Source organism: Rhizobium sp. SEMIA 4085 (genome assembly GCF_013004495.1).
In the GTDB taxonomy this organism is placed as follows: Bacteria; Pseudomonadota; Alphaproteobacteria; order Rhizobiales; family Rhizobiaceae; genus Rhizobium; species Rhizobium gallicum.
The window spans coordinates 1-26,978 of sequence record NZ_JABEPH010000033.1 but is presented as its reverse complement, the minus strand read 5'-3'; the positions used below and the strand labels follow the sequence as shown (position 1 = coordinate 26,978).

Below are 26,978 nucleotides of genomic sequence, written 5' to 3'. Positions count from 1 at the left end.
GATCAGGCCGTGGACCGGTGCGTCAAAGCCGAGCGCCTGGTTGATGCCCGGCGCATCATGCACTTCGCCATCCGTCAGCATGATCGCGCCGCCGACGCGCGCTGGAGGTACGTCGGCAACGGCGGCCGAAAGCGCAGAAAAGAGACGTGTGGACGGCGTATCGGAATTTTCCGGCTCGGTCGCATCGACATAGCGCGGTTCAATATTCGGGAAACGAGAGAGGCGATCCTTCAACTGCGCCAGCGCCTCGTCGGTCATCTTGATACGTTCCGGCGTCTGCTGGCTCTGGCTCCGATCGACGATGACGGGAACCACCGTCGAAAGCTGCTCGCGATCTTCCTGCATGAGTAGGGGATTTGCGAGCGCTGCCAGCAATGCGAGGGCGGCCAGCGTGCGGATCCAGGCGCCGCGGATGCCGCGCCAGATGGCGAAGATCGCGACAACCGCGACGACGGCCGCGAGCGCTGCCAGAACCGGCCAGGGAATAAAGGGCGAAAAATCAACCGTCATGTCATTGCCCCAGCCGTTCGAGGAGCGCGGGGATGTGGACCTGATCGGTCTTGTAGTTGCCCGTCAGCATATACATCATGATGTTGACGCCGGCGCGATAGGAGTATTCGCGCTGCATCTCATCCGGCGGAACGGTCGGCAGCATCGGTGCGCCGTTCTGATCGACCGCCCAGGCCCCGGCTAAATCGTTGCCGGTGATCAGGATCGGCGAAACACCGTCGGCCGAGGCCGTCGATTTGGTGTCCGAGGCCCGGTTGTCCTGCCTCGACTCGATCCAGAGCGGGCTTCCGGAATAGCGGCCCGGGAAGCTGGAGAGCAGGTAGAAGGACTTCGTCAGAACGTGGTCCGAAGGAACCGGCTCCAGCGGGGGGATGTCGAGATTGGCGAGGATCTGCTGCAGGCGCTCGCCGTTGGCACTCGTGGCACCTCCATTGTTATCCAGGGAGGAGAACTGGTCGCGCGTGTCGAAAAGCACGGTGCCGCCGGCGCGCATATAGGCGTCGACGCGGTTGATCGCAGCCGTCGAGGGCATCGGCGCGGAGGCAGAAACCGGCCAGTAAATGATAGGATAGAAGGACAGCTCGTCCTTCGTGAGATCAAGGCCGACGGGCGGCGCAGGCTCCAGTGTCGTGCGGAAGGTCAGGAACTCGGTCAGGCCTTCAAGGCCGTGCTCGGAAATATTGTCGACATCCTGCTCGCCGGTGACGACATAGGCGAGGTGGGTATTGTCCAATCGCTGGAAAATCTGGTCGTCGCCGGGCTTGGAATCGTCGGCGCGCAATTGCGAGGGTTGCAGGAAGAAGGTCGTGCTGACGGCGACTGCGATGATCGCCGCGGGCCGGGTTGCAGAACGCAGCCGGGAGAAAGCGCCGCCCATGAACATGACGACGAGGCTGTCTGCCAGGAGCAGCAGGAAGGCGATGAGGAAGAGAGCGGGCTTGGCGGACCAGGTTTCACCGCCGATCAGGCCCTCGCGCAAGACATTGATGCCGGCTGTGTCGAGCGGCCTCAGCTCGGCGTTATTCGGCAATACATTCAATGCGGTAAAGCCGTCTTCCGAACCATAGAGTCCAGGGGGATTGTCGAAATTGGAAACGGGCTCGGTCTTTGCGTTCGGGATCAACGGCCGCGCCGTGCCGGTCTCCGTCGTGAGCACGCCCTTCGCCGTCAGCAGGCGGAAGGGCGGCAGGGCTTCAGCGGTCGTTGCAGCACCCGCTTCAGAGGTGACGCCGCCGGAGCGGGAGAGCTGAACGATGCGACGCAGCATCTCGACGAAATTGCCGGAGATCGGCAGGTTGGACCACGTTGCCTCGGCACTGACATGGAAAAGCACGATACGGCCCGCATTGATCGGCTTGGTCGTTACCAGCGGCGTGCCGTCGGCAAGGCTTGCCCAGGTGCGCTCGGCAAGATCGGGCGTCGGCTCGGCCAGAACCTGGCGCTTGACGGTCACGTCAGTCGGCTTGGCCATGCCGGCGAAAGGACCGAAGTTCGGAAAATCTGCCAGCGGCTGCGGCTCGGCCCAGGAGAGCGCGCCGCCAAGCGCACGCTCGCCCTGGCGCAACGTCACCGGCACCAGCGGATCGTCTGCGGGAGCGGCGGCAAGGCGCGGTCCGGCGAAGCGGATCAGCGTGCCGCCATTGGCGATCCAGCGCTGCATCGGCTCATAGGTTTCCTGCGGCAGCCGGCCGATATCGGCCATGATGATAACGGATGGATTCTGCGACAGCAGATCGGGGATGGAGGCAGCGAGATCCGGCGTGTTCGGCTGGATCAGATCGGCATAAGGCTGCAATGCGCGCTGGATGTAATAGAGAGGCGATAGCAGCGGCTGGAATTCATCGCCCGCTTCGCCGGAAAGCAGCACCACGCGGCGGCGCTTGAAGCCATCGTCGAGCAGATGGACCGAACCTGCCGTTGCGAGATTGTCGATGCTGACGCGGGCGAAATCGTTGCGCATCTCGAAGGGGGCGGGGATCGAGCCGGAGGCGACCGACTGCCCGGGCTGGAAATCAACCGTGCCTGCGGCAATCGCACGGCCCTGCGCATCCTGCGCCGTCAGCGGCAGCGAGGCGGCGCCCGCGCTGTCCAGGCGAGTCGCGGTCACGCTCATGGCGTCGGCGGCGTTCGTGGCACCGCTGATCGCGATCGTCCGTGCGGTATCGCCTTCGATGAGACGGAGCTCGGCAGGCTTCAGATCGGCGAGCTGGCGGATGGTCGCATCGTTTTCCTTGGCGGCAGCGCCGTCGGAAAGGAAGGCGAGCGTCCCTGGTTTCGTGCCGTTGAGGGCGGCGCGCAATGCCTCGAAGGCGCGTTCGCGATCCGGAACGAGCGGCTGCGGTTCTGCAGCGCGCAGCATGTCGCGGGCCGCCGTTGTGGTGCCCGGCACAGCATTGTTGGTGGGATCGGCGGTAAAGGCGACCGCGACGGGGGCGCCGGCGGATTCGGCGTCGTCGATCAGCGCTTCGGCGGGTTGCACGCGCCGTTGCCAATCCGGCGCCGTTGCCCAGCCATTGTCGGCGAAAAGAACGAGCGGACCGCCTGCGGCGAGGGAATTGGTGCGCGGATTGAAAACCGGATCGGCGATCGCAAGGATCACGGCAGCGGCGAGCAGCATTCGAAGCAGCGTCAGCCACCAGGGGCTTTGAGCGGGCGTTTCCTCGCGCTTCAGTACGGCGGCCAGTATCTTCAGCGGCGGGAAGACTTCGGATTTCGGGCGCGGCGGCGTAAGCCGCAGCAGCCACCAGATGACCGGCAGGGCGACAAGCGCGCCGAGGATTGCAGGATAGGCGAAAGCAAAGGGAAGGGCGCTCATAACAGCCCCCCATGTGTCGCCTTGGCCGGCATCCCGGACAGATACATATGCACCGCAACCAGTGCTTCGGATGCCAGGTGATCGGTGCGATGGGTGACGAACGTCCAGCCGAGATGTCGAAGCGATTGGCCGAGATCGTCGCGGCGGGCCAGATAGGCGCTGCTATAGGCTTCGCGGATGTTTTCCGCGCGGCCGGACACGAGTTTCGAGCCGGTTTCCGGATCGGTGAATTCAGTACGGCCGGTATAGGGGAAAAGCTCTTCGGCGGGATCGGCGATTTCGACCACGTGGCCGCGAAGGCCGCGACGGGCAAGCGGTGTGAGGCGGGCCATGATCGCCGGCGCATCGTCCAGGAAATCGCCGATGAGCACGAGATCGCTCCAGCCGCGGATCATGGCGACGTCCGGCAGCCCGCCCGGTAGCGGCGCATGCATGAGCGCGGTTGCAAGCCGCTCGGCGGCATTGCGGGCGGCGACCGGTTCCATGACGCCCGGACAACCAATGCGTTCGCCGGAGCGCGCAAGGATTTCAGCGAGCGCCAGCATGATGACGAGCGCGCGGCTTTCCTTCGAGACACTGCCGAAGGTCGACTTGTACATCATCGAGGGCGACATGTCGGCCCACAGCCAGATGGTGTGGGCGGCTTCCCATTCGCGCTCGCGAACATAGGTATGGTCGTCGCGGGCGGAGCGACGCCAGTCGATGCGCGATAGGCTTTCCCCCTCGGTATAGGGGCGGAACTGCCAGAAATTTTCGCCGATACCGCGCTTGCGGCGGCCATGCCAGCCGGCAATCACGGTATTGGCGATGCGCTTTGCTTCGACCAGGCAGTCCGGCACCAGAGAGGCCCGCTGTCTTGCGCGGGCGAGGGCATCGCTGCCAGGGGTCGGATTGACGATCTGTCCGATAGATGCCACGCGTCCGGCTTCCTTATCCTTTGGCTTGCTTGACGAGGCCGGCGATGACATCGCGGACCGACATGCCCTCGGCACGTGCAGCGAAGGTAAGCGCCATGCGGTGTTCGAGAACGGGTTCGGCAAGTGCATGGATATCGTCGAGCGACGGCGCCAGACGGCCTTCATAGAGCGCACGGGCGCGGGCGCAGAGCATCATCGCCTGGCCGGCGCGCGGACCCGGGCCCCAGGCCACATTCTTGTCGGTCGCAGCGTTGCCCTGGCCGGGGCGGGCGGAGCGGACAAGATCGAGGATCGCATCGACGACCTTGTCGCTCACCGGCATCTGACGGATGAGCTTCTGGATTTCCATCAGCCGCCCGGCATCGAGGACGGCTTGCGGCTTCGTTTCGCTGATGCCGGTCGTTTCGAGCAGGATCTGGCGTTCGGCGGCAAGCTCGGGATAGTGCACGTCCACCTGCAGCAGGAAGCGGTCGAGCTGAGCTTCCGGCAGCGGGTAGGTGCCTTCCTGCTCCAGCGGGTTCTGGGTGGCGAGAACGTGGAACGGCGTCGGCAGGTCGTAGCGCTGGCCGGCGATCGTGACGTGATATTCCTGCATCGATTGCAGCAGCGCCGACTGCGTGCGCGGTGAGGCGCGGTTGATCTCATCCGCCATCAGCAGTTGGGCGAACACCGGGCCCTTGACGAAGCGGAAGGAGCGGCGCCCGTTCTCGTCCTGGTCCATCACTTCGGAACCGAGGATGTCCGACGGCATCAGGTCCGGCGTGAACTGGATGCGGTTCGCGCCGAGGCCGAGCACTTCGCCGAGCGTGGTCACCAGCTTGGTCTTTGCAAGGCCGGGCACGCCGACCAGAAGTGCATGGCCGCCTGAAAGAACAGCGAGCAGGGTGTTTTCGACGACGCTTTCCTGGCCAAAGATCACCTTCGAGACTTCTTCGCGCACAAGTGCGATATCGGCGAGCGCCTTTTCTGCGGCAGCGATGATTTCCTTCTCCCCGAGGCTATCTTCGGTCTTCATCATACCCATCAAGTATCTCCAACGGCTGAATCATTCGTCGCGAATCGGCGGACTTACGCCTCTGGCTCGTACCCTATAGAGTTATGGATATGTTGCGGGCTGACAAGTTCGTTCCAAATGACTATCTCGTGACTATTCTATCGTTAAGAGCAAACCGGGACAGAAGAATGGCAGCGCAAGAGATCAGGGCGAGTGAAGATGCCGCAGGGCTTGCCGCGCTGATTTCGCGCGCTGCAGGCGAAACCGGCGACAAGACGCGCGGACTTCCGCCGGTCGAAAAATGGAATCCGCCCTTCTGCGGCGATATCGACATGGAAATCCGCGCCGACGGCACATGGTTCTACTTGGGAACGCCGATCGGCCGTGCGCCCCTGGTTCGCCTGTTTTCCACCGTCCTGCGCAAGGACGAGGACGGAAAGACCTATCTCGTCACCCCTGTGGAAAAGATCGGGATCAGGGTCGCTGACGCTCCGTTCGTCGCCGTCGAGATGAGCGTGACGGACCGCAATGGTCAGCAGGTGCTGACATTCCGCACCAATACCGGCGATGTCGTCGAGGCCGGCAAGGAGTATCCGCTGCGCTTCGTGATTCATGGAGAAAACAGCGAGTTGAAACCCTATCTGCATGTGCGCGGACGTCTCGAGGCTCTGGTATCGCGGGCCGTGATGTATGAACTGGCCGATCTCGGCGAGATTGCGGATATCGAGGGCAGGGAAATGTTCTGCGTCCGCTCGGCCGGCTGCGTTTTCCCTGTCATGGCCGCCGATGAACTGGATATGCTGTCCCGATGAGCAATGCCCCGACCCAAGCCTACCCACTCTATTCCGCGGCCGAATTCCGCCGCCGGGCGCTCAATCAAAACGGCGGGCCGGTCGATCATTCCTGGCGGGATCACGGTGACCACATCCTCAATCCGGATATCGTCGCGATGGTCGAGGGCTTTCGCCTACGCGACGCCGCTGTGCTGGTGCCGGTGGTCGACGACGGCGACGAGGCGCGGGTCATCTTCACCAAGCGCACGGCAAACCTGCGCAAGCATTCCGGCCAGATATCCTTTCCTGGCGGTGCGGTCGATGCTACGGACATTTCTCCGGAGATGGCGGCGATCCGCGAGACACAGGAAGAGATCGGCATTGCCGGCTCCTTTGTAGAGACGGTCGGACGCCTGCCGCACTATCTCGCCGCGACCGGCTTCCGCATCACGCCGGTGCTTGGCGTCGTCCAGCCGGGGTTCGAGCTGAAGCCCAATCCGCGGGAAGTCGACGACGTCTTCGAGGTGCCGCTTTCTTTCCTGATGAACCCGCAAAACCACACCCGCGACAGGCGCTTGGTCGAGGGTATCGACCGGCATTTTTACCGCATGCCCTATGAAAGCTGGATGATCTGGGGCATCACGGCGGGTATCGTGCGCACCCTTTACGAGAGGCTTTACGCATGACCAGCCTTGCTGATGAAGCATGGTTCAAGGACCCCCGCCTTCAGCGCGTCTTCGCGCTCCTGAACGCAGACGGCGGGGAGGGGCGCGTCGTGGGCGGCGCCGTGCGCAACAGCCTGATGGGGCTTCCAGTAAGCGATATCGACATCGCGACGACGCTGACGCCGGACGCCGTGACGGAACGGGCGAAGGCATCCGGCAGCAAGGCGATCCCCACCGGCATCGAGCATGGCACCGTGACGCTGGTGATCGAAGGAAAGCCGTTCGAAGTGACGACGCTGCGCACCGACGTCGAGACTGACGGGCGCCGCGCCAGGATCGCCTTCAGCACCGACTGGCAGGCGGATGCGGAACGGCGCGACCTGACGATCAATGCCCTTTACATGACTTCCAAGGGTGAGGTGGTCGATCTCGTCGGCGGACTTGCCGATATTGAAAAGCGCAACATCCGTTTCATTGGGGATGCGGCGACACGGATTGCCGAGGACTACCTGCGCATCCTGCGGTTCTTCCGCTTTTTTGCTCACTACGGCTCCGGCCGGCCCGATGCAGACGGACTGCGGGCCTGTTCGGCGGCGCGGTCGAAGCTCACTACACTTTCGTCCGAAAGGATTTGGTCCGAACTTCGCAAGCTGCTTGCTGCCGACGATCCGGGCCGGGCGCTGCTCTGGATGCGGCAGGTTTCGGTGCTCAGCGAAGTCCTGCCGGAGACGGAGAAATGGGGCATCGACGCCATCCCGGCACTGGTCGCTACCGAAAAGGCGCTCGGCTGGAAGTCCGATCCGCTTCTTCGGCTCGCTTCGATCGTTCCGCCCGATGCCGAACGGCTGGAGAAGATGGCGGTCCGCCTGAGATTTTCGAATGCCGAAGCGGCCTATTTCAGGGCCTGGGCGGCGGCGCCCCCCGTCGATGACGAAATGTCTGCCGCGGCCTTCGACCGGCTGCTCTACCGCAATCGTGTGGACGGTATCGTCACGCGCCTGAAGCTCGCGCTCGCCGTTGCTCGCGGCAAGGCGGAAGGCGACATGAAGGAAATGAGCCGGTCGGCAAGGCTCGGCAAGCTGTTGGATCGGGCCCTGACGTGGAAGAGACCGCAATTTCCAATCGGCGGCAGCGATGTCGTTTCCACCGGAATTCCCGCAGGCCCGCGTGTCGGCGAGACGCTTGCGAAACTCGAAAACCAATGGATCGACGAGAATTTTGCCGCCGACCGGGCGATGCTGCTCGCCCGGCTGAATGAACTTTCGAAGTGATCAGGCCGCTGTCGCTTCGTCGCGGATGCGGGCCTTGATGTTGTCGATCATGTTTTCGCGAATGGTCGTTTCACCGTGGGCGGACTTCATGTGCTCGACCGCGCGGCGGACGACTTCGGCGTCCTCATCGGCGCGTGTGTGCCAGGTGCAGCCCGGAACGAGCGTACCGCATTCGTAAAGTCGCATTGTCTACTCCTTTGTCGGAACATGACAGGATGATCGCGCTGACACGCGGTTCTCCAAGATGTGCGAAACTTCAATGTGCGAAACGGAGAGAAGGTTCCGGCCGATGATGACATCGGCCGGCAAATCACATGCGATATTCCGGCATCGCCCAGGCGCGGAAGCAGTCGGACGACTGGTACGGCGCATTCGAATTTGCGCCTTCTTTTGCCTGTCCGCGCAGTTCTTCGAGCGATTTTCCGGCAGCAAGCTGCAACCTCACCTGTTCGATGAAGCAGGAAAGGGGCAGGTCCGAGCCGCTCGTGGCTCGCATTTCTTCGGCAATGCGGTTCAGGAAATCCGGGGTCTCGATTGCGCGGGATGCCTCCCGAACATCCCCAGACGGCGGCGAACCGCTCTGTATCATCATGACAATCCTCCTCCGATTGTTACGCAACACAAGCTCAGTTTAGCACGTTAGTTTAGCGCATGCTCACGCTTCTTAAAGGCCATGTAATGTATTTTTACCCGTACGCTTGCGTACGGTCATGGCCACCGGACGACCGGCGGCATCGACGAGAGGATCGACTCTATATTGCCTCCCGTCTTCAACCCGAAGATTGTACCGCGATCGTAGAGCAAATTGAACTCGACGTAGCGCCCGCGCCTGATCAATTGTTCGTCACGGTCGGCTTCGGTCCATTCCTTGTTGAAATTGGAGCGGACGATTTTCGGATAAACCATGGCGAAGGCCCGGCCGACATCGCGGGTGAAAGCGAAGTCGGCATCCCAGCCGCCGGCTTCCTCGCTCGAATGCAGCCAGTCATAAAAGATGCCGCCGATGCCGCGCGGCTCGTTGCGGTGCTTCAGGAAAAAGTATTCGTCGCACCATTTCTTGTAAGCGCCGTAGTCGGCGACGGGCGAATGGCTGCGGCAGGCAATTTCCATAGCCTTGTGGAAGAGGCGACTATCGTCGTCTTCCTGCGTGCGGCGCCGGTCGAGCACCGGCGTCAGGTCCGCACCGCCCCCGAACCAGCGGCTGGAGGTGACGACCATGCGGGTGTTCATATGCACTGTGGGGACATTGGGGTTCACCGGATGGGCGATCAGCGAAATACCTGAGGCCCAGAACCGGGGGTCTTCGCTGGCACCCGGCATCTGGGCGCGCAGATCGGGCGCGAATTCCCCATACACCGTGGAGGTATGCACGCCGACCTTTTCGAAAACGCGGCCGTGCATCATCGACATCCGGCCCCCGCCGCCGGCGCCATTTTCACGCGACCACTCCTTGCCGACGAAACGGCCGGGCTCCTGGTCCGAAAGAGTGCCGGTCAGCTCGTCTTCCAAGGCCTCGAAGGCGGCGCAGATCGTATCGCGCAACCCTTCGAACCAAGTGCGCGCGGCGACCTTCTTTTCTTCGATATCGTCCGGCAGGCCGATCGGCAGGTCTGGTCGTTCCATCATTATCCCCAGCAGTCGTTATTGCGTCACAAGCGACTCGATCATCGCTGATTACGGTTTCGTGGTATCAGGTGCCTCGGTGCCTTGCCAGCCGGCGGAAAGCCGCAGTCGAGGCAGCAAAGATTCGACTCGCAAATTGATATTTTCAATACTACCTTTCCCGCTAAGAGGTAGGTTTCATGACTAAAATCCCGGGACCTCCGTCGTTTGACGGCTTGAAGCGCAGGATCGAACGGCATCGGGCGGAAGGCAATGCCCGCAAGGGTGATCACTTCGTGCGCCAGACCTATCGGCTTGGCCTGCTTGACGCGCGGGCAAAGGCGCGCGAATGGTTTGCCGAATACCCGAAGGCGGCCTATTGGACCGAAGTGGAAAGCTGGCGGCAGCTCGATAACGACCAGATCGAATTCACCATGCGCCGGCTGCCTTCCGCCGACTGACCGTCATTGCGCAGGCGTGCGCAGGCGGCTCTCGATGAGCAATCCGCTCTCGTCGAGGATCGGATGCGCGACCGAGACGATATGGGCGTTGATGCGTTTTAGATCGCGCAGCATGTCGAGATGCAGTGAACTCGTCTGCAGGCTGTCGGCGTAGCCCTCGCGCAGGCGTTCAAGGTGGCGTTCGGCGGATTGCTTCTCCATCCTGCGGACTTCGACCTTCACTTCCATCATCTGTTTGGCGAGATTGAAGTCGCGTGTCACGAAGATCGTTTGCGCGATCCGCAGGTTGTCGATCGTCAAATGGAAGAGCTTCTTGAGCTCCTGGTAACCGTCGTCGGAAAACCGCAGGCCGAGCGAAACCTTTTTGCTGATCTGTGGCAGCAGGCCCTTTTCGATGATATCGCCGATATGCTCGAGGTTGATCGCGTAGTCGATGATGATGATCGAGTGGCGGCCGTTCTCTTCACTCAGGCCCTCGCGGCCGAGCTTGGAAAGATAGACCTTCACTTCCTGCTGCAGGCTATCGACCCGCTTTTCGAGCGTGGGAATTTCCTTGAGCTTCGTCAGGTCGTCCTGCTCGAAGGCGTCGGAGGCTCGGATCAGCATGCGCTCTATGAGGTCGCCGACGCCGAGGACTTCGCGAGTGGCGCTTGCAAGCGCCACGACGGGCGTCGACAGTTCCTGCTGGTCAAGATATTTCGGCGCATTGTCGGTTTGTGCTTCCTCTGGAACGAGACGCAGCATCAACTGCGACAACAGGCGCGAGAACGGCCAGGCGACAGCGGCGAGGATCAGGTTGAAGCCGAGATGCGCATCGACCGGAAGCTTGGCGGGATCGAGCCGCAGCATTTCCAGAAGCTCGGCGCCGTAGCCGGCAAGCGGGAGTGCGATCGCACATCCGGCGGCCCGCACGATCAGGTTGCCAAGCGTAACGCGCTTTGCCGAGGCCGGTCCGCCAAGCGAAGCGACGACCGGCGGAATTGCGCCGCCGAGATTGGCACCCAAAACGAGAACGATCACCAATCCCGCCGAGAGAATACCGGTCGATGCCAGGGAAAGGATCAGGACAACGGCGGCAAGGCTCGACGAGGAGACGAAGGCAATGCCGGCGGAGAACACAAGCGCCACCGGCCAGGCGTTGTCGAGCAGGCCGATAAAGGCGGCAAGCGCGGGCGACTGGCGCATAGGCTCTGTCGCGCCGCTCAAGAGATGCAGAGACAAGAGCATCAGGCCGATGCCGATCAGTGCGATGCCACCACCTTGGCGTGCGGTCGAGCCGCTGCGATAAAGGATGATGCCCACTAGGATGACGAGCGGCGACAACCATTCGATACCGGTCGCAACGATCCAGGCTGTGACGGCCGTGCCGACATTGGCACCGAGCAGGACGATCTGCGCCATGCGTGGCTTCACCAGTTCGCGCTCAACGAAGGAGGCGACCATCAGCGCCGTTGCCGTGGAGCTTTGCAATGCCAGCGTTGCGACGAAGCCTGAAACGAAGGAGCGCAAGCCGCCACGCGTACCCGTCGCAAGACCTGTGCGCAGCCGCGCTCCGAAGGCCCGAGACACACCGTCCTTCACCTGCGCGAGGCCGAACAGCAGCAGGGCTACCGCGCCGAACAGGTTTATCATGACGATCGTGGATTCCATTCTCTGCTGGTCTTTTCTTCTCGTTCACGGCCGGCGCAATGCCGTGCAATCTGTGTCTCAGCGCATTGCCATCTCTTTGAAATCGCGGCCTGGTTCTCACTTTTTGATTGTCCGGCTAATCATAATACGCCTGTTCCTGGATATCACAACGCCGTTTACGACATATCATGGCGAGGCTTCGCGAAGTCTCTCAGAAGCGAAATCAACGCCAGACAGTCTGTCGCATGGCCTCTCCGGCGATCATCGCGGCGGAGACCGCGACATTGATCGAGCGCTGCCCCTGGACCATCGGGATCAGGATACGCCCGGCGGCCTTTTCATGAACATGATCCGGAACGCCTGCGCTTTCGCGGCCAAACAGCAAAATGTCGTCCGGCCGGAATGCGAAGTCCGTGTAGCGGACCGATGCCTTGGTGGAGGCGAGCACGATGCGGCGGCCCGTTGGAGCCCGCCATTGCTCGAAGCGATCCCAACTGACATGACGGGTAAGCGCAACGGCTGCGATATAGTCCATGCCGGCGCGTTTCAGGTTGCGGTCGGAAATGTCGAAGCCGGCGGGCTCGATGATGTCTACGGCCACTCCGAGGCAGGCGGCAAGACGCAGGATCGTGCCGGTATTGCCGGGGATGTCGGGCTGATAGAGCGCCAGTCTGAGATCGGTCATGCGAAATTCCATCTTGCTGCTTGAGGCAAAGAGACCTATTTCAACTGTGATTTCGGCGCAACAAGGCGCCTTTTGCCCCTGAATTGTTCAATTTTTTCCGATTTTGGACTGGAAATTTCGCAATTTTCGCGTTATTGGTGCACATCTTCAATCGCCAGCTAGGGAGGGCCGACATGAATATTCTGATGCTTACGCGCCTTCCAGCCGCGATACCAAGCGTGGCGATATCGCGCTCCTGAGCGCAAGCTTTCTAAAATTCCCCTTTTTTGATCCATTGCGCGGCTGTCGTGGCCTCGCCCCTCGAACGTCCGGTTCCCATATGCGCCTTAGTGCATTTTGCGCAGGCCGGGAGGTGGAACGGTGAAGTTCCGGAGCACTTTTCATGTTTAGCTGGTTCGAACAGCGACTGAACCCCTTTCCGAGTGAGGAGCCGGTCGTTCCCCCGAAGGGTCTTTTTGCCTTCTGCTGGCACTATACGAAGCCTGCGGCGCCCTGGCTTGCAGCCATGGCCGTGCTGACGGCGCTGATTGCGATCGGCGAAGTGGCACTCTTCCAGTTCCTCGGCGATATCGTCGATTGGCTGACGAATGCCGACAAGGCGACGTTCCTGCAGAATGAATGGCACAAGCTTGCCTGGATGGCGGCTTTGATCCTCGTCGGCCTGCCGCTGGCGGCTGGGCTCGATTCACTTATCATGCATCAGGTCCTGCTCGGCAATTACCCGATGATCGCGCGCTGGCAGATGCACCGCTTCCTGCTGCGCCACAGCATGACCTTCTTCGCCAACGAATTTGCCGGACGCGTTGCGACCAAGGTGATGCAGACCTCGCTTGCCGTTCGTGAAACAACGATGAAGATCCTCGACGTCTTCGTCTATGTCGTCACGTACTTTCTGACGATGATTATCGTGATCGCAGCGGCGGACTGGCGGCTGATGGTGCCAATCCTGGTCTGGCTGGCCATCTATGTCAGCATCGTGTCGTATTTCGTGCCCCGGCTGCGCAGGATCGCGGCGCAGCAGGCGGATGCGCGCTCTATGATGACGGGCCGGGTGGTCGACAGCTACACGAACATTGCGACCGTCAAGCTCTTCTCGCATGCGGGCAGGGAGGAAGGCTATGCCAAGGCCGGAATGGACGAGTTCCTGCAGACGGTGCACCAGCAGATGCGTCGCGTCACGCTGTTCCACGTGTGCGTCTATATCAACAACTGCGTGGCGCTCTTCGTCATCTCCGGCCTGTCGATCTGGTTCTGGCTGAATGGCCAGATTTCGGTCGGCGCGATCGCCATTGCAATCGGCCTTGCGATGCGCGTCAACGGCATGTCGCAATGGATCATGTGGGAGGTATCGGCGCTCTTTGAAAACATCGGCACGGTCTATGACGGCATGGAGATGATGACGAAAAACCACGACATCACCGACAAGCCCGATGCACCCCCGATGCAGGCGAAGAGGGGTGCGATCCATTACGAACGCATCCGCTTCCACTACGGCAAGGGCAAGGGCGTCATCGACAACCTATCGCTCGATATCAAGGCGGGTGAGAAGGTTGGCCTTGTCGGCCGCTCCGGCGCTGGTAAGACGACTCTGATGAACCTGCTGCTGCGCTTCTACGATTTGGAAGCCGGCCGCATCACCATCGACGGCCAGGATATCTCGCTGGTGTCGCAGGAAAGCCTCCGCTCGCTGATCGGCGTGGTGACGCAGGATACGTCGCTGCTGCACCGCTCGATCCGCGACAATATCGCCTACGGCCGTCCGGATGCGACGGACGCGGATGTGATCGAGGCGGCGAAGCGGGCAAATGCCTGGGAGTTCATCGAAGGGCTTGTCGATATGCAGGGCCGCAAGGGGCTTGACGCGCAGGTCGGCGAGCGCGGCGTGAAGCTGTCCGGTGGCCAGCGCCAGCGCGTTGCGATCGCCCGGGTGTTCTTGAAGGACGCGCCGATCCTGGTGCTCGACGAGGCGACCTCGGCGCTCGATTCCGAAGTGGAAGCGGCGATCCAGGAGAACCTTTTCGCGCTGATGGAAGGCAAGACGGTGATCGCGATCGCCCATCGCCTGTCGACGCTGACGGAGATGGACCGCCTGATCGTGCTCGACAAGGGCCGGATCATCGAGGCCGGCTCGCACGTCGATCTCGTCAGTCAGGGCGGCATATATGCCGATCTTTGGACCCGCCAGTCCGGCGGCTTCCTTGCCGATCATTCCCAAGAAGCGGAGGAAGCGGCGGAGTAAAGCGAAAGGCCCTCCCGGCGAAAGCCGGGAGGGCTTCTTAATCGTTTGAGGCCAGTTAAGAAGCCCTGTTATCCTGATCAGGACAAATGGCGGCATTCCTCGCGTTCAGCACGGTCGGCGCGAGCTGCCGCAGGCGCTGATTTACAGGCTGTCTGCCCAGTCTCTTACCCTGTGACGCTCGACCACGACGATGGCGCCTGTCATCGTGCGGAATGCCGTCAGGCGGCGCTCTTCCTCGTTGTCCAGCCATGCGGCAACCGCCTCGCTGACGATCGTGTCGCGCGATATGCCGAGTTGGGCTGCGGTTTCATCGAGTCTGTCCGCAAGCGGGAGCGGAATATGCGACGCGAGCACCCTCGTTTCCATGACGGTATTTCTCCGATAAGCGGCTATTGTACTCCGAGATCGTGACGAGGTCAGCGACATTCAACATGGATGCCGCCGATGTTACCGAAAATTACCGAAATATAAGGTTGTGTCCGCCCTCCGTTACCTTTGCCGCAGGGTTGTCTCGGACTATAACGCAATGATGCTCCTGCGCCCGATACTCAATCTGTTTGAAAACTGGATCGATCCGTTCCGCCGGCGCGGCAATATACAGCCGCCGCGTTCGACGGCCGGCTTCATCTGGTTCTACATTGGCCAGGCGAAATGGCCCTTCGTCGCGATGCTCGTCCTCGGCGGCATGTCGGCGGCGATCGAGGCTTCGCTTTTCTGGTTTGTCGGACGGCTGGTCGATATATTGAGCACCGTCAGGCCGGGCGTTGGCTGGAGCGAGATGCTTGCCGCACACGGCAGCGAGCTCTTCGGAATGCTGGCTTTGATCGGCTTTGTCCGTTTCGTTGTGGTCTTCCTCATCGCACTGGTCGATCAGCAGGTCATCACGCCGGGTTTTTACAATCTCGCGCGCTGGCAATCCTATCTCCACGTCTCGCGCCAATCGCTGCATTTTTTCCAGAGCGATTTTTCCGGGCGGATTGTGACGAAGGTCTGGTCGGCCGGCCAGGCGGTGGGCGATCTCGTGACCTCGCTCATGGAGAGCGTCTGGTTCGTTGGAATCTACGCGGCGACGACGCTGGTGCTGGTGGCTCAGCTCGATTTTTCGCTTGCGGCCGTCGTGCTGTTCTGGCTCGCTGCCTTCGGCGTGCTCGCCCGCTATTTCGTGCCTCGCATCCGCTATCACTCGCGCGAGACTGCGGAAGCCGCCTCGATGCTCAACGGCCGCATGGTCGATTCATACAGCAACATCCAGACGCTGAAGCTTTTCGCTCGTCACGAGGAAAGCGACCGCTACATGCGCCAGGGTTTCGATATCTATCAGGATACCGTGCTGCGCTTTACCCGGTTCATTACCGGTGTACGTGCCTCCATGGCGCTGCTTTCCGGCCTGATGATCGTGACGATGGGCGGGTTAAGCGTCGATCTGTGGCTGCGCGGGTTGGTGAGTTCCGGTTCCGTGGCTTTTTCGCTGGCCCTCGTCCTGCGCCTCAACTTCCTTCTTGGCCGCCTGATGACGCAGTTCAACGGCATCATGCGCAATCTGGGCACGATCCAGAATGCTGCCGAATTAATCTCGCAGCCGCTCGGTCTCGTCGATCGGCCCAATGCTCCCGATCTCGTCGTCCGCGAGCCTAGCATCCGCTTCGAAAACGTGTCCTTCCATTACGGCCGGGGCAAGGGTGTCATCGAGAATTTCTCGCTGACCGTCGCACCCGGCGAGAAGGTCGGAATCGTCGGGCGCTCCGGCGCCGGCAAGTCGACGCTGGTCAATCTGTTGCTGCGCCTCTACGACCTTGAAGGCGGGCACATCCTTGTCGATGGCCAGGATATTGCTGCGGTCAGCCAGGAGTCGCTGCGCATGCAGATCGGCGTCGTCAGCCAGGATACGTCGCTGCTGCACCGTTCGGTCCGGGACAACATCCTCTTCGGCCGGCCCGATGCGGACGAGGAACGGCTGCTCGATGCCGCACGGCGGGCAGAGGCGCTCGGCTTCATCGAGCGCTTGCACGATCAGCAGGGGCGCAAAGGTTTCGACGCGCATGTCGGCGAGCGCGGCGTGAAGCTTTCCGGCGGGCAGCGGCAACGTATCGCAATCGCGCGCCTCATGCTGAAGGACGCACCGATCCTGGTGCTCGACGAGGCGACCTCAGCGCTCGATTCCGAGGTGGAAGAGGTGATCCAGTCCAATCTGAGCCGGATCATGGAGGGGAAGACTGTGCTGGCCATCGCTCACCGCCTTTCGACGATTGCCGCGCTCGATAGGCTGATTGTTGTCGATCGCGGCCGAATCATCGAAGAAGGCACGCATAAATCCCTGGTCGAAAGAGGCGGGCTTTATGCCGAGCTATGGGCGCGCCAGTCCGGCGGCTTCCTCGGTGCAGGCGAAGATATGCCCGGGCGTGAGGCGAGGGCTGTTTAGGCAAGCGTCTTCCAGTAAGGCTCCGATCCGCTGAATCCAAGGGATTGCGGTAGAAAATTCATCTGAAAATACCCGCGACATTGTGGCCTCATACTATTGTCAAGGCTGGACATAATTTGCGATCAAGCATAGAACGCGCCGGATTGGCGGGGAATCTAAGGCCGAATTGTGTCTGTGTAGATTCGCCGCTTAGATGGGCAGGGCGGAATTCCGCGAAAATTGCGCAGAGGATGGTTTAGCCGTGAGCGAACACGAAACGACAAGCGAGGCTTCAGGGGAGCCCACGCGCCGTGATTTCCTTTATCTCACCACTGGTATGGCAGGCGCCGTCGGCGCTGCGGCGTTCGCTTGGCCGTTCATCGATCAGATGCGTCCGGATGCGTCCACGCTCGCTCTTGCTTCCATCGAAGTCGACGTATCGAGCCTCGGGCCGGGCATGTCGCTGACCGCCAAGTGGCGCGGCAAGCCGGTCTTCATCCGCAACCGTACGCCCGAGGAAGTGAAGGCCGCCGACGAGGTTCCGCTTTCCGATCTCAAGGATCCGATCGCACGCAACGAGAACCTTCCGGCCGAAGCGCAGGCAACCGGTGTCGACCGCTCTGCCGGCAAGGACAAGCAAAACTGGATCGTCATGATCGGTTCGTGCACCCATCTCGGTTGCGTGCCGCTCGGACAGGCCGGCGAATACAACGGTTGGTTCTGTCCCTGCCATGGCTCGGTCTACGACACGGCCGGCCGCATCCGTAAAGGTCCGGCGCCGACGAACCTGCCGATTCCGACCTATTCGTTCGTTTCCGATACAGTGATCAAGATCGGTTGAGGGGAGACTGATTTATGAGTGGCCATTCCAGCTACGAGCCATCAACCGGCCTCGAGAAGTGGATCGATGCGCGCCTGCCGCTGCCGCGCATGGTCTACGACAGCTTCGTTGCATATCCGGTTCCGCGTAACCTGAACTATGCCTATACTTTCGGCGCCATGCTGTCGGTCATGCTGGTCGTACAGATCCTGACCGGCATTGTGCTCGCCATGCATTATGCTGCCGAAACCTCGGTCGCCTTCAATGCCGTCGAAAAGATCATGCGCGACGTCAACCACGGCTGGCTGCTGCGCTATATGCATGCCAACGGCGCCTCCTTCTTCTTCGTCGCGGTCTATCTGCACATTGCCCGCGGCCTTTACTACGGCTCCTACAAGGCGCCGCGCGAAATCCTCTGGATCCTCGGCGTTCTCATCTATCTGCTGATGATGGCGACCGGCTTCATGGGCTACGTTCTGCCCTGGGGCCAGATGTCCTTCTGGGGCGCGACCGTCATCACCGGCTTCTTCTCGGCCTTCCCGCTGGTCGGCGAATGGGTGCAGCAGTTTCTGCTCGGCGGATTTGCCGTTGAAAACCCGACGCTCAACCGCTTTTTCTCTCTGCACTACCTGCTGCCCTTCATCATCGCAGGCGTTGTCGTCTTGCATATCTGGGCGCTGCATGTGACCGGCCAGACGAACCCGACCGGCGTCGAGGTCAAGACCAAGACGGACACCGTCCACTTCACGCCCTATGCAACTCTCAAGGACGCACTCGGCGTTTCGATCTTCCTGCTGGTCTACGCCTACTTCGTCTTCTACATGCCGAATTTCCTCGGCCATCCGGACAACTATATCCCGGCTGACCCGCTGAAGACGCCGGCGCACATCGTTCCGGAATGGTACTTCCTGCCATTCTACGCGATGCTGCGCTCGATCACCTTCAACATCGGTCCGATCGATTCCAAGCTCGGCGGCGTCCTTGTGATGTTCGGCGCGATCATCGTGCTGTTCTTCCTGCCATGGCTCGACACGTCGAAGGTCCGCTCTGCGGTCTACCGCCCCTGGTACAAGATGTTCTACTGGCTGTTCGTGATCGATGCGGTCATCCTCGGCTGGCTCGGTTCCCAACCGGCGGAAGGTGCCTTCGTCCTGATCTCTCAGATCTGCACGCTGCTTTACTTTGCTTTCTTCCTGGTCGCCATGCCAGTGCTTGGTCTCGTCGAGACGCCGCGCCGCATTCCAAACTCGATCACCGAAGCTGTACTGGAAAAGCGTAATCAACAAACAGCTACGGTCAAGGCATAAGCGAGCGGAAGGAATAGAACGATGAAAAAGCTTGTTGCAAGCATTCTGCCGCTCGCAGTCGCAGCTATCCTCGGAACTGCTGCATTCGCACAGGAAGCGACGCACGGCGAGGGCGCTGCTCCTGCGGAGCACGAGGAAGGCGCCACGCCGCACTATCCGCTGAAGCACCCGCGGGAGCAGGACTGGAGCTTCGCCGGCCCGTTCGGTCATTATGACAAGGGCCAGCTGCAGCGCGGCCTGAAGGTCTATACGGAAGTCTGTTCCGCCTGCCATTCGATGAGCCTCGTTCCCTTCCGCATGCTCGGCGAACTCGGCTACTCCGAGGCGCAGGTCAAGGCTTTTGCCGCGAACTACGACGTTCAAGATGGCCCGGATTCTGCGGGTGAGATGTTCACACGCAAGGCTATCCCTTCGGATTATTTCCCGTCGCCATACGCCAACGACCAGGCCGCTGCCGCCGCGAACAATGGCGCGGCCCCGCCGGACTTTTCGCTGATCGCGAAGGCCCGCGGGATAACCCGCGGCTTCCCGCAGTTCGTCTTCGATATCTTCACGCAATATCAGGAAGGCGGGCCGGACTATATCTACTCGCTGCTGACCGGCTATGAAGAGCCGCCGGCGGGTTTCCAGGTTCCCGAAGGCGCGCATTACAACCCTTACTTCAACGCTGCCGCGGCCTTCGCGATGCCGAAGCCACTCGCCGACGATCAGGTGACCTATGACGACGGCACGCCGCAGACCGTCGATCAATACTCCAAGGATGTCTCGGCCTTCCTGATGTGGGCCGCAGAGCCGCACCTCGAAGAGCGTAAGAGCACCGGCTTCATGGTCATCGTGTTCCTGCTGATCTTCTCGGGTCTCATCTTCCTGACGAAGCGCTCGGTCTATGCCAACAAAGAGCACTGAGCGGTTCTAGCCCAACAAGCAAAAGGCGGCTTTCGGGCCGCCTTTTTTGTTGGTTCCATGTCAGTCAGTTGATAGGGTGCAACCGACGAAATGCCCTCGCAGACAGACGGATTTTCCATGAATAATATTGCCTCGGAGCTTGCGGTTAGCATCCGCTCCATCCCGGACTATCCAAAGCCCGGCATTATCTTTCGCGACATCACGACGCTGCTTGGCAATCCGCGGGCGTTTCGCCGCGCTGTGGATGAGCTGGTGCAGCCTTATGCGGGCCTGAAGATCGACAAGATCGCCGGCATGGAAGCGCGCGGCTTCATTCTCGGCGGCGCCGTGGCGCATCAGCTGTCGGCCGGCTTCGTGCCAATCCGCAAGAAGGGCAAGCTGCCGCATGATACCGTGCGGATCGCCTACAGCCTTGAATATGGCGTCGATGAGATGGAGATGCACCGGGATGCGGTTCAGCCGGGCGAGAAGGTCATTCTCGTGGACGATCTGATTGCGACCGGAGGGACGGCCGTCGGCGCGACGAAGCTACTTCGCCAGATGGGTGCGGAAGTCGTCGGTGCGTGCTTCGTCATCGATCTGCCGGATCTCGGCGGCCGCAAGAAGCTCGATGAGCTCGGGGTGAAGGTCCACACGCTGGTCGAATTCGCCGGGCACTGAAGCCCGGCCTTACTCGAATTCGAGTACGCTGCCCTCGAAGCGGATGACAGGCGTGCCATCCTGGTTGACGCCTTCGTTGAGGATCGAATTGAGGAACCAGCCCGGCCGCGATGTGAGAGGCCGGCTGGCAAGCAAGGTCACCGAATAGCTGACAGTCTCGTCGACGAAGACCGGACGCAGCCATTGCAACTTCTGGAAGCCGGGCGAAGGGCCGAGCTTCGGCGGTGCGACGCCCTCCCGGGCAAGTCGTGCGGTTTCCTTTTCCCAATAATCCAGGAAAGTTCGCATCCAGGCGGCGCATGTATGCCAGCCAGAGGCGCAGAGATTGCCGAAGAGCGTCTTCCTGGCGGCTTCCTTGTCAACATGGAAGCGCTGCGGATCGAACCGCGTGGCGAAATGGATGATCCGCTCCTCGGTAAAGGTGTAGCCGCCGATCGCGGCCTTTTCGCCGATCGTATAAAGCTCAGCCATCCTCATGGATTTGTCTCCGCTGTGTCACGCATGCTGAACATGATCCAGTTTTCGCAATAGCAGACCAGATCGCCGTGCTGATTTTGGACCTCATGCTTGAAGCGGGCGATGCCGATCCCGGGCCGCGAGCGCATGGCGCGCGACTCCAGCACCGTCGAACGCCCCGACAGCGTGTCGCCGGCAAGCACGGGCTTCCTCCATTCCATTACGTCGATGCCGGGTGCGCCCTGGGAATGTGAATTCAGCAGAAAACCATAGGCCATCATGCGCATGAAGAGCGCGGACGTATGCCAGCCGGAAGCCGCGAGCCCGCCAAGGATGCTGGCGCGTCCGGCCATCTCGTCCATATGCATCGGCTGCGGGTCGAATTCGGTTGCGAACTCGATGATTTCCTGCGCCGTCACGGCGACCGGGCCTAGCGCAAAGCTGCGGCCCGGCTCGAAGTCTTCAAAAACTAGCTTCATCTGGCCTCGTCCTCCCTCGGCCGTGCGGCCGATCAGGTATTGAAGCGGAAGTGGATCACGTCGCCGTCCTGAACCACGTATTCCTTGCCTTCGTCCCGGGCTTTGCCCGCGTCCTTGGCGCCGGTTTCGCCGCCCAGCGCGACGTAGTCGTTATAGCCGATAGTGAAGGCACGGATGAAGCCGCGTTCGAAATCCGTGTGGATGACGCCGGCAGCCGCCGGTGCCTTGGTGCCGCGCACGAGCGTCCAAGAGCGGGTCTCTTTGGGGCCGACGGTGAAATAGGTGATCAAGTCGAGTAGGTGATAGCCTGCACGGATTAGGCGGTCGAGGCCGGCCTCTTCGAGACCAAGTGCGGAGAGGAATTCCTTGCTCTCTTCTTCCGGCAGTTGAGCCACTTCGGACTCGATCGCGGCGGAGATGATCACGCATTCGGCGCCTTGGGCCTTCGCCATCTCGGCAACAGCCTCGGTATGTTCGTTGCCTGTCGCTGCCTCGGCTTCCGCGACGTTGCAGACGTAGAGTACCGGATGGGAAGTCAGAAGGTTCAAGCCCTTCAGGACTTCGATTTCGTCGGCGCCGAGCGACTTCAGCAATAGACGAGCCGGCTTGCCTTCGTCGAGGAGCTTGATCACCGCTTCCATGACGGGAAGCTGGGTCAGCGAATCCTTGTCCTTGGAGGCAGCGCGTTTGCGGGTTTGCTCGACACGGCGCTCGAGACTTTCAAGGTCGGCAAGCATCAGCTCGGTTTCGATGGTTTCGGCGTCGCTGACCGGATTGATGCGGCCTTCGACATGGGTGATGTCGTCATCCTCGAAGCAGCGCAGGACATGCACGACGGCATCGACTTCGCGGATGTTGGCGAGGAACTTGTTGCCGAGGCCTTCGCCCTTGGACGCGCCGCGTACAAGACCGGCGATATCGACGAAGGAAATGCGGGTCGGGATGATTTCCTTCGAGCCGGCGATCGAGGCGAGTTTCTGCATCCGTGGATCTGGAACGGCGACTTCGCCGGTGTTCGGCTCGATGGTACAGAAGGGATAGTTCGCCGCCTGCGCCGCTGCCGTCTTGGTGAGCGCGTTGAAGAGTGTCGACTTGCCGACATTCGGCAGACCGACGATACCGCATTTGAAGCCCATGACTGGATGTCCGTATTCGCTGAAATCGTTGCCTTGCCTATGGGATAAAGGAGCCATGCGGTCAAGTCTTCCGCCGCTTTTACCGCTGCTCACTTGCCGATCGGGCGACGCTGGCCTATTTTCTGGACGCGGAGATTTCGAGACGTGATATTGCGGATTTCACCGAAAGGGCAGGTGACCTTCACCCAAGGAGACCTAGACCATCTTGGTGTCAAACACCCGGTGACGAGCTTGAACCTGAGCTCTACCTGATCGCAAGCTGTAGTCCGGGCTCGCAATCGACAGCTGAGTGTCGAAATTCCCTAACCGACGATGCTTGTGTTGTTTAGAAACTACCTCTCATGTCATCAACGGGTGGATTTTCCGATGAGTGACAACGACGTTGCCATAAAGCCGAAAACGAAGGTCAAGCTGAAGCTGGATAAGCCCAAGCTCTACAAGGTTCTTCTTTTCAACGACGACTATACGCCACGCGAGTTCGTCGTCATGATCCTCAAAGCCGTTTTCCGTATGAGCGGGGAGACGGGATACCGGGTGATGATGACGGCGCATAAAATGGGCTCCAGCGTGGTCGTCGTCTGCGCCAAGGACATTGCCGAGACCAAGGTCAAGGAGGCGATGGACTATGCCAAGGAGGCAGGCTTCCCGCTGATGTTTACGGCGGAACCCGAAGAATAGGCGCTTTTTAACCAATCTACTTTAGCCGCCATTAGTCAATTGCCGCTAGGTTGCGCCCACGACGGAGGCGCGCATGCATGCTGAGGCCGCTACTTGGCATTATTTCGTCGCCGCGGCGCTCTTTGCGATCTTCGGTGCGATAGGCCATGTCGTCCGTGCGCTGTTCAACGTCTATCCGGACCGGCTTTCGGACAAACCGATCATCGATCTGACCATTTCGGACGGTTATGATCTTTCCGACATGCTCTTCGGAACGGAATATGACGATGCCGGCTACTATCGGCCCGACAGCCTCAAGAACCTGCGCATTGCCTGCTCTATTTCCGTCGTTGCCGGCATTGGCACGATGCTGTTCGTAGAGGATGCCTCGATCCTGATGGCAACGGCGATCGACGACGGAGCCAAGGCACTTTGGGAACTGCTCCTCTACCGCCTTCAAGAGCTGCAATTGCTTTGATCAGCCGGCGCGCCTGATCTGATAGCCGGTCTTATCCTGCATGAAACCGCAGTTTTCCTAGAAACGCAGCGTTGCGGGGTTCTTTGAACCGGCAAGGAGCATCACTTTATAGCAATTCTTCGCCCAGGCCGTTGCGCAGGCATGACGGATCAACGCGCCGGCATAACCTTTCCTGCGATGATCGGCGTGCGTGACGACATTCTCGACCAGAGCGTATGAAGCACCGTTTCGCGTGAGATTGGGTGTGATGATCAGCGTAGCGGATGCAACAGGCATATCGGCGGCCAGCGCGACAGATATGGTCATGCCCGGTTGGGCAAGGATGGTTGAGAAGCGGTCGCTTGCCCAGGCGGGATCGATCGCCGGATCATCGGGATTGAGGTCGCGCTAGAGGTCAAGAAGCGCCTGTAAGTCGCCGGGCCCGGCGGGCTTGATCATGATATCTCGCTCCGGCATCTTGCTTACTCGCTCTTGTTGCCGAATATCTTCTTCAGCATTTCGGCCATAGGGCCGGTCGCAGGCAGCTTAGGCTGCGCGTGATTTCGCGCCTGATGGATGTGGGATTGCGCTGCCGGCTTCTTTTCGGGCTTCGGCTTGTCCTCCTCCGCCTTGCCGCCGACGGCGAGGGCCAGCTTGTTCATCAGCTGCGAATCCTCCTTGCGCACGAGCATGTTGGCATTGTCGGCAAGCGTTTCCAGGAGCGGCTGCAGCCAGACCTGGTCGGCCTTGGCGAAATCACCGAGGACGTGGTGCTGCACAAGTTCCTTGACGCCAGGGTGACCGATGCCGAGGCGCAGGCGCCGGTAATCCTTGCCGCAATGGGCGTCGAGCGACCTAATGCCGTTATGGCCGCCATTTCCGCCGCCGATCTTCAGCCGGGCCTTGCCGGGCGGCAGGTCGAGTTCGTCATAGATGGCGACGAGATCGGAAGGCTGCAGCTTGTAGAAGCGCATGGCTTCGCCCACGGCTTCGCCGGAGAGGTTCATGTAGGTTTGCGGCTTGATCAGCAGCACCTTTTCGCCACCAAGCTCGCCTTCCGAAATTTCCGCCTTGAACTTCTTTGACCAGGGGGAAAAACCGTGGCGCCGGTGGATGGCGTCGGCTGCCATGAAGCCAATATTGTGTCGGTTTCCGGCATATTTGCTTCCGGGATTGCCGAGACCCGCGATGATGAGCATTGGCCAGTCCGTTTCTTGAATGCCTGCTGCGCGCTTCACCACCGCGAAACGGGCAGGAAGTCAAGCCCAAAGGCACGGCGCGGCGCTAATTGCCGAGATGCAGCCCATACTTCAGGAAAATCTCTTTCTGGGTGCCGTCGGCGATCAGCTTGTCGAGGGCGGTCTGCATCCGCACCTGAAGATCGGATGGAAAATCCTTGTGACAGGCGATACCCATTGGCTGCGAGGAGAGCATGGTGACCACCTCCACCGGCTGATCCACCTTCAGCTTTTCGAAGTAAAGCTCTGAAATGGGCATCATGTCGATACGGCCGCCGAGAAGCTTGCGAAGCGTGGCATTGAAGTCGGTGGCGATATCGAGCTTGGTAAAGCCCTTTTGCCTCAACACCATCTCGGTATAGTCTTCGCGCTGTGTGCCGACCGTATATTTCTTGGACGCCTCGAGGTCATTCGCAACGACGCCCGATCCCTTCCGTGTGATCAAGATATTGCGATCGACGAGCAGCGGCTCGATCCATTTGAAGAGGGGATCGCGCAGGGCATTGTGTGCCGTGGCAAAAACGCAGGTCATGGGCTGTGATTGCGCGAGGCTGTAGGCTCGCGCCCAGGGCAGCATCTCCATGGTATAGTCGACGCCGATATCGGCCATGACCTTTTCGACTTGTTCGACGGTCGCGCCCTTGATCACCTTCCCGTCGCGATAATTGAAAGGCGCGTATTCTTCAGTCGTGAAATTGACCGTCTGCGATTGTGCCGGCGCTGCACAAGGAAGCGTCAGAAAAGCAAGAAGCAGGAGCTTTTTCATCTTTCCACCTTCAATGCGAGATCACGAGGCTTGGGCGACCTCGTTTACCACGGCTGTGAGCTCCTCGATCAATTTCGAGGCATTCTGCGGACGATGGAAGAGGTAGCCCTGACCGTAGTCGAGCCCCATCTGGTGTAGGGTGCGGCATTCTTCTTCGGTTTCGATGCCTTCCGCGATGACGGTGCAGTCCATCTTGTGCGAGAGCGTGGTGATGCCTTCGATGAGCATCCGGCTCTTGTGGCGGACGTCATCATTCGTGTCGTTGATCGACCGCGTGAAGGATTGGTCGACCTTGATGATGTCGACCGGGAAGCGGTTGAGATAGCTCAGCGACGAGTAGCCGGTGCCGAAATCGTCAAGGGCGATGCGGCAGCCGAAACGGCGCAGTTCGGCGAGCACCATGCGTATTTGCGGATTGTCGTGCATCAGAACGGCTTCGGTGATTTCGACGACAATTCGATCCGGACGGATGCCGTGCCGCCCGACGAGCCCGGCGAGGCGGGAGGTGAGGGCAACTTCGAACTGCAGCGGCGAGAAATTGATCGCGAGATAGGTATCCTGCATGCCCGGGATCCGGGAGATATTCGCCAGATGCCCGATCGCCTTTTCCATGATGACGTTGCCGACGCGGACGATCTTGGCGGTCTCCTCGGCGACGTGGATGATGCCAGCCGGCGGCATCAGGCCCTTCTGGGGGTGATTTAGGCGCAGGAGCGCTTCGAAGCCGGCGATGCGGTGATCGTCAAGGCCAACGATCGGCTGCAGAAAGGCGTCGAACCAATCCTCGGCGAGACCGGTTTCGATGTGGCTTTCGATCTCGGCGCGCGCCTTTGCGCTGTCCAGCATACTGTTGTCGAAAATCTGCGCGCCATTCTTGCCGTCGCGCTTCTTCGCATACATCGCCATATCCGATTTCTGCAGCAGTTCGGCTGCATTCGACGCATGGCGCGGATAGATGGCGATGCCGATGCTGGCGCTCAGATGCAGATCGGGGCCGAAAGGCACCTCGAAGACGGTGGCAATCTGCTCGCACATCGCCCTGGCGCGCTTCTCGCCGTCCTTGGCCGGAAGCAGGATGGCGAATTCGTCACCGCCAAGTCGCGCTGCCTGCTCGGAGGGCGCGCGCTGCTTATTGAG

Annotated in this window: 27 protein-coding genes and 2 pseudogenes; 12 read left to right on the top strand and 17 right to left on the bottom strand. The window is 60.7% G+C overall.

Going from position 1 to position 26,978, the window contains the following annotated elements; genetic code table 11:
* The 4 genes and pseudogenes from C9413_RS05815 to C9413_RS05800 all read right to left on the bottom strand — a co-directional run.
* Positions 1 to 510, bottom strand: a pseudogene (locus C9413_RS05815) (hypothetical protein); the annotation flags it as partial.
* A gap of 1 nt (position 511) precedes the next feature.
* Positions 512 to 3,325, bottom strand: a complete 2,814-nt coding sequence (locus C9413_RS05810) for a DUF4159 domain-containing protein (protein ID WP_170250264.1) — start codon at positions 3,323 to 3,325, stop codon at positions 512 to 514.
* Complete coding sequence (locus tag C9413_RS05805; RefSeq protein WP_039846854.1) at positions 3,322 to 4,242, bottom strand: DUF58 domain-containing protein; 921 nt, start codon at positions 4,240 to 4,242, stop codon at positions 3,322 to 3,324. Before C9413_RS05805 ends, C9413_RS05810 begins: the two co-directional genes overlap by 4 nt.
* Before the next feature lie 13 nt (positions 4,243 to 4,255).
* Positions 4,256 to 5,266 (bottom strand): MoxR family ATPase, encoded by a 1,011-nt coding sequence (locus C9413_RS05800; protein WP_022714193.1) that lies wholly within the window; start codon positions 5,264 to 5,266, stop codon positions 4,256 to 4,258.
* A gap of 158 nt (positions 5,267 to 5,424) precedes the next feature.
* On the opposite strand from C9413_RS05800, the gene C9413_RS05795 reads away from it, so the two are divergent.
* Genes C9413_RS05795 through C9413_RS05785 form a run of 3 tightly spaced genes read left to right on the top strand, consistent with a single transcriptional unit; the run spans position 5,425 to position 7,945 of the window.
* A complete protein-coding gene (locus C9413_RS05795; protein ID WP_039845494.1) occupies positions 5,425 to 6,048 on the top strand; it encodes a DUF1285 domain-containing protein in 624 nt (207 codons plus the stop codon).
* Complete coding sequence (locus C9413_RS05790) at positions 6,045 to 6,695, top strand: CoA pyrophosphatase (RefSeq protein WP_039845493.1); 651 nt, start codon at positions 6,045 to 6,047, stop codon at positions 6,693 to 6,695. Before C9413_RS05795 ends, C9413_RS05790 begins: the two co-directional genes overlap by 4 nt.
* Positions 6,692 to 7,945 (top strand): CCA tRNA nucleotidyltransferase, encoded by a 1,254-nt coding sequence (locus C9413_RS05785; protein ID WP_039845492.1) that lies wholly within the window; start codon positions 6,692 to 6,694, stop codon positions 7,943 to 7,945. The genes C9413_RS05790 and C9413_RS05785 overlap by 4 nt, the downstream gene beginning before the upstream one ends.
* Here C9413_RS05785 and C9413_RS05780 read toward each other — a convergent pair whose 3' ends face one another.
* From C9413_RS05780 to hemF, 3 genes are all read right to left on the bottom strand, one after another.
* Positions 7,946 to 8,131, bottom strand: a complete 186-nt coding sequence (locus C9413_RS05780) for a DUF1059 domain-containing protein (RefSeq protein WP_039845491.1) — start codon at positions 8,129 to 8,131, stop codon at positions 7,946 to 7,948. It abuts the gene before it with no gap.
* A gap of 124 nt (positions 8,132 to 8,255) precedes the next feature.
* The gene (locus C9413_RS05775; protein ID WP_039845490.1) at positions 8,256 to 8,537 is read right to left on the bottom strand and encodes a hypothetical protein; all 282 of its coding nucleotides are present in this window, start codon (positions 8,535 to 8,537) and stop codon (positions 8,256 to 8,258) included.
* 116 nt (positions 8,538 to 8,653) lie between these two features.
* Positions 8,654 to 9,568, bottom strand: a complete 915-nt coding sequence (gene hemF / locus C9413_RS05770) for an oxygen-dependent coproporphyrinogen oxidase (RefSeq protein WP_039845489.1) — start codon at positions 9,566 to 9,568, stop codon at positions 8,654 to 8,656.
* 179 nt (positions 9,569 to 9,747) lie between these two features.
* Between hemF and C9413_RS05765 the strand changes: the two genes are divergently transcribed.
* The gene (locus C9413_RS05765; RefSeq protein ID WP_039845488.1) at positions 9,748 to 10,008 is read left to right on the top strand and encodes a hypothetical protein; all 261 of its coding nucleotides are present in this window, start codon (positions 9,748 to 9,750) and stop codon (positions 10,006 to 10,008) included.
* Positions 10,009 to 10,011: 3 nt separating this feature from the next.
* On the opposite strand, the gene C9413_RS05760 is transcribed toward C9413_RS05765, so the two are convergent.
* Positions 10,012 to 11,658: a Na/Pi cotransporter family protein gene (locus C9413_RS05760; protein ID WP_039845487.1), complete on the bottom strand. Its 1,647-nt coding sequence runs from the start codon at positions 11,656 to 11,658 to the stop codon at positions 10,012 to 10,014.
* A gap of 202 nt (positions 11,659 to 11,860) precedes the next feature.
* Positions 11,861 to 12,322: a tRNA (cytidine(34)-2'-O)-methyltransferase gene (locus C9413_RS05755; RefSeq protein ID WP_039846853.1), complete on the bottom strand. Its 462-nt coding sequence runs from the start codon at positions 12,320 to 12,322 to the stop codon at positions 11,861 to 11,863.
* A gap of 382 nt (positions 12,323 to 12,704) precedes the next feature.
* Here C9413_RS05755 and C9413_RS05750 point away from each other — a divergent pair, with 382 nt between their 5' ends.
* Positions 12,705 to 14,561 carry an ABC transporter ATP-binding protein gene (locus C9413_RS05750; RefSeq protein WP_039845486.1) on the top strand — a complete coding sequence of 619 codons (1,857 nt, stop codon included), beginning with the start codon at positions 12,705 to 12,707 and terminating at the stop codon, positions 14,559 to 14,561.
* 141 nt (positions 14,562 to 14,702) lie between these two features.
* Here the strand turns inward: C9413_RS05750 and C9413_RS05745 are convergent, their stop codons facing one another.
* On the bottom strand, positions 14,703 to 14,927 hold the full coding sequence (locus C9413_RS05745) for a CopG family transcriptional regulator (protein WP_039845485.1): 225 nt from the start codon (positions 14,925 to 14,927) through the stop codon (positions 14,703 to 14,705).
* A 163-nt stretch (positions 14,928 to 15,090) separates the two neighbouring features.
* Here C9413_RS05745 and C9413_RS05740 point away from each other — a divergent pair, with 163 nt between their 5' ends.
* From C9413_RS05740 to C9413_RS05720, 5 genes are all read left to right on the top strand, one after another.
* A complete protein-coding gene (locus tag C9413_RS05740) occupies positions 15,091 to 16,980 on the top strand; it encodes an ABC transporter ATP-binding protein (RefSeq protein ID WP_039846852.1) in 1,890 nt (629 codons plus the stop codon).
* A 241-nt stretch (positions 16,981 to 17,221) separates the two neighbouring features.
* Positions 17,222 to 17,800, top strand: coding sequence for a ubiquinol-cytochrome c reductase iron-sulfur subunit (petA, locus tag C9413_RS05735; protein ID WP_039846851.1), 579 nt, complete (start codon positions 17,222 to 17,224; stop codon positions 17,798 to 17,800).
* 14 nt (positions 17,801 to 17,814) lie between these two features.
* Entirely contained in the window at positions 17,815 to 19,086 is a 1,272-nt protein-coding gene (locus C9413_RS05730) for a cytochrome b N-terminal domain-containing protein (RefSeq protein ID WP_039845484.1), read from the top strand.
* Between the two features lie 21 nt (positions 19,087 to 19,107).
* Positions 19,108 to 19,992 (top strand): cytochrome c1, encoded by an 885-nt coding sequence (locus tag C9413_RS05725; protein ID WP_039845483.1) that lies wholly within the window; start codon positions 19,108 to 19,110, stop codon positions 19,990 to 19,992.
* Between the two features lie 117 nt (positions 19,993 to 20,109).
* Positions 20,110 to 20,652 (top strand): adenine phosphoribosyltransferase, encoded by a 543-nt coding sequence (locus tag C9413_RS05720; RefSeq protein ID WP_039846850.1) that lies wholly within the window; start codon positions 20,110 to 20,112, stop codon positions 20,650 to 20,652.
* Positions 20,653 to 20,661: 9 nt separating this feature from the next.
* On the opposite strand, the gene C9413_RS05715 is transcribed toward C9413_RS05720, so the two are convergent.
* Genes C9413_RS05715 through ychF form a run of 3 tightly spaced genes read right to left on the bottom strand, consistent with a single transcriptional unit; the run spans position 20,662 to position 22,723 of the window.
* Positions 20,662 to 21,129 carry a MaoC family dehydratase gene (locus C9413_RS05715; RefSeq protein WP_039845482.1) on the bottom strand — a complete coding sequence of 156 codons (468 nt, stop codon included), beginning with the start codon at positions 21,127 to 21,129 and terminating at the stop codon, positions 20,662 to 20,664.
* A complete protein-coding gene (locus C9413_RS05710) occupies positions 21,126 to 21,587 on the bottom strand; it encodes a MaoC family dehydratase (RefSeq protein WP_039845481.1) in 462 nt (153 codons plus the stop codon). Before C9413_RS05710 ends, C9413_RS05715 begins: the two co-directional genes overlap by 4 nt.
* A gap of 32 nt (positions 21,588 to 21,619) precedes the next feature.
* Positions 21,620 to 22,723 (bottom strand): redox-regulated ATPase YchF, encoded by a 1,104-nt coding sequence (gene ychF, locus C9413_RS05705; protein ID WP_170250265.1) that lies wholly within the window; start codon positions 22,721 to 22,723, stop codon positions 21,620 to 21,622.
* Positions 22,724 to 23,089: 366 nt separating this feature from the next.
* Between ychF and clpS the strand changes: the two genes are divergently transcribed.
* Positions 23,090 to 23,401, top strand: a complete 312-nt coding sequence (gene clpS / locus C9413_RS05700) for an ATP-dependent Clp protease adapter ClpS (protein WP_039845479.1) — start codon at positions 23,090 to 23,092, stop codon at positions 23,399 to 23,401.
* Positions 23,402 to 23,474: 73 nt separating this feature from the next.
* A complete protein-coding gene (locus tag C9413_RS05695; RefSeq protein ID WP_039845478.1) occupies positions 23,475 to 23,858 on the top strand; it encodes a hypothetical protein in 384 nt (127 codons plus the stop codon).
* Between the two features lie 57 nt (positions 23,859 to 23,915).
* Here C9413_RS05695 and C9413_RS05690 read toward each other — a convergent pair.
* The 4 genes and pseudogenes from C9413_RS05690 to C9413_RS05675 form a co-directional block, all read right to left on the bottom strand.
* Positions 23,916 to 24,314, bottom strand: a pseudogene (locus tag C9413_RS05690) (GNAT family N-acetyltransferase).
* A 5-nt stretch (positions 24,315 to 24,319) separates the two neighbouring features.
* Entirely contained in the window at positions 24,320 to 25,036 is a 717-nt protein-coding gene (pth, locus tag C9413_RS05685) for an aminoacyl-tRNA hydrolase (protein ID WP_039845477.1), read from the bottom strand.
* A gap of 85 nt (positions 25,037 to 25,121) precedes the next feature.
* Positions 25,122 to 25,841 (bottom strand): ABC transporter substrate-binding protein, encoded by a 720-nt coding sequence (locus C9413_RS05680; protein ID WP_039845476.1) that lies wholly within the window; start codon positions 25,839 to 25,841, stop codon positions 25,122 to 25,124.
* A 21-nt stretch (positions 25,842 to 25,862) separates the two neighbouring features.
* On the bottom strand, positions 25,863 to 26,978 hold a 1,116-nt coding region (locus tag C9413_RS05675), incomplete at its 5' end, for a GGDEF and EAL domain-containing protein (RefSeq protein WP_170250263.1).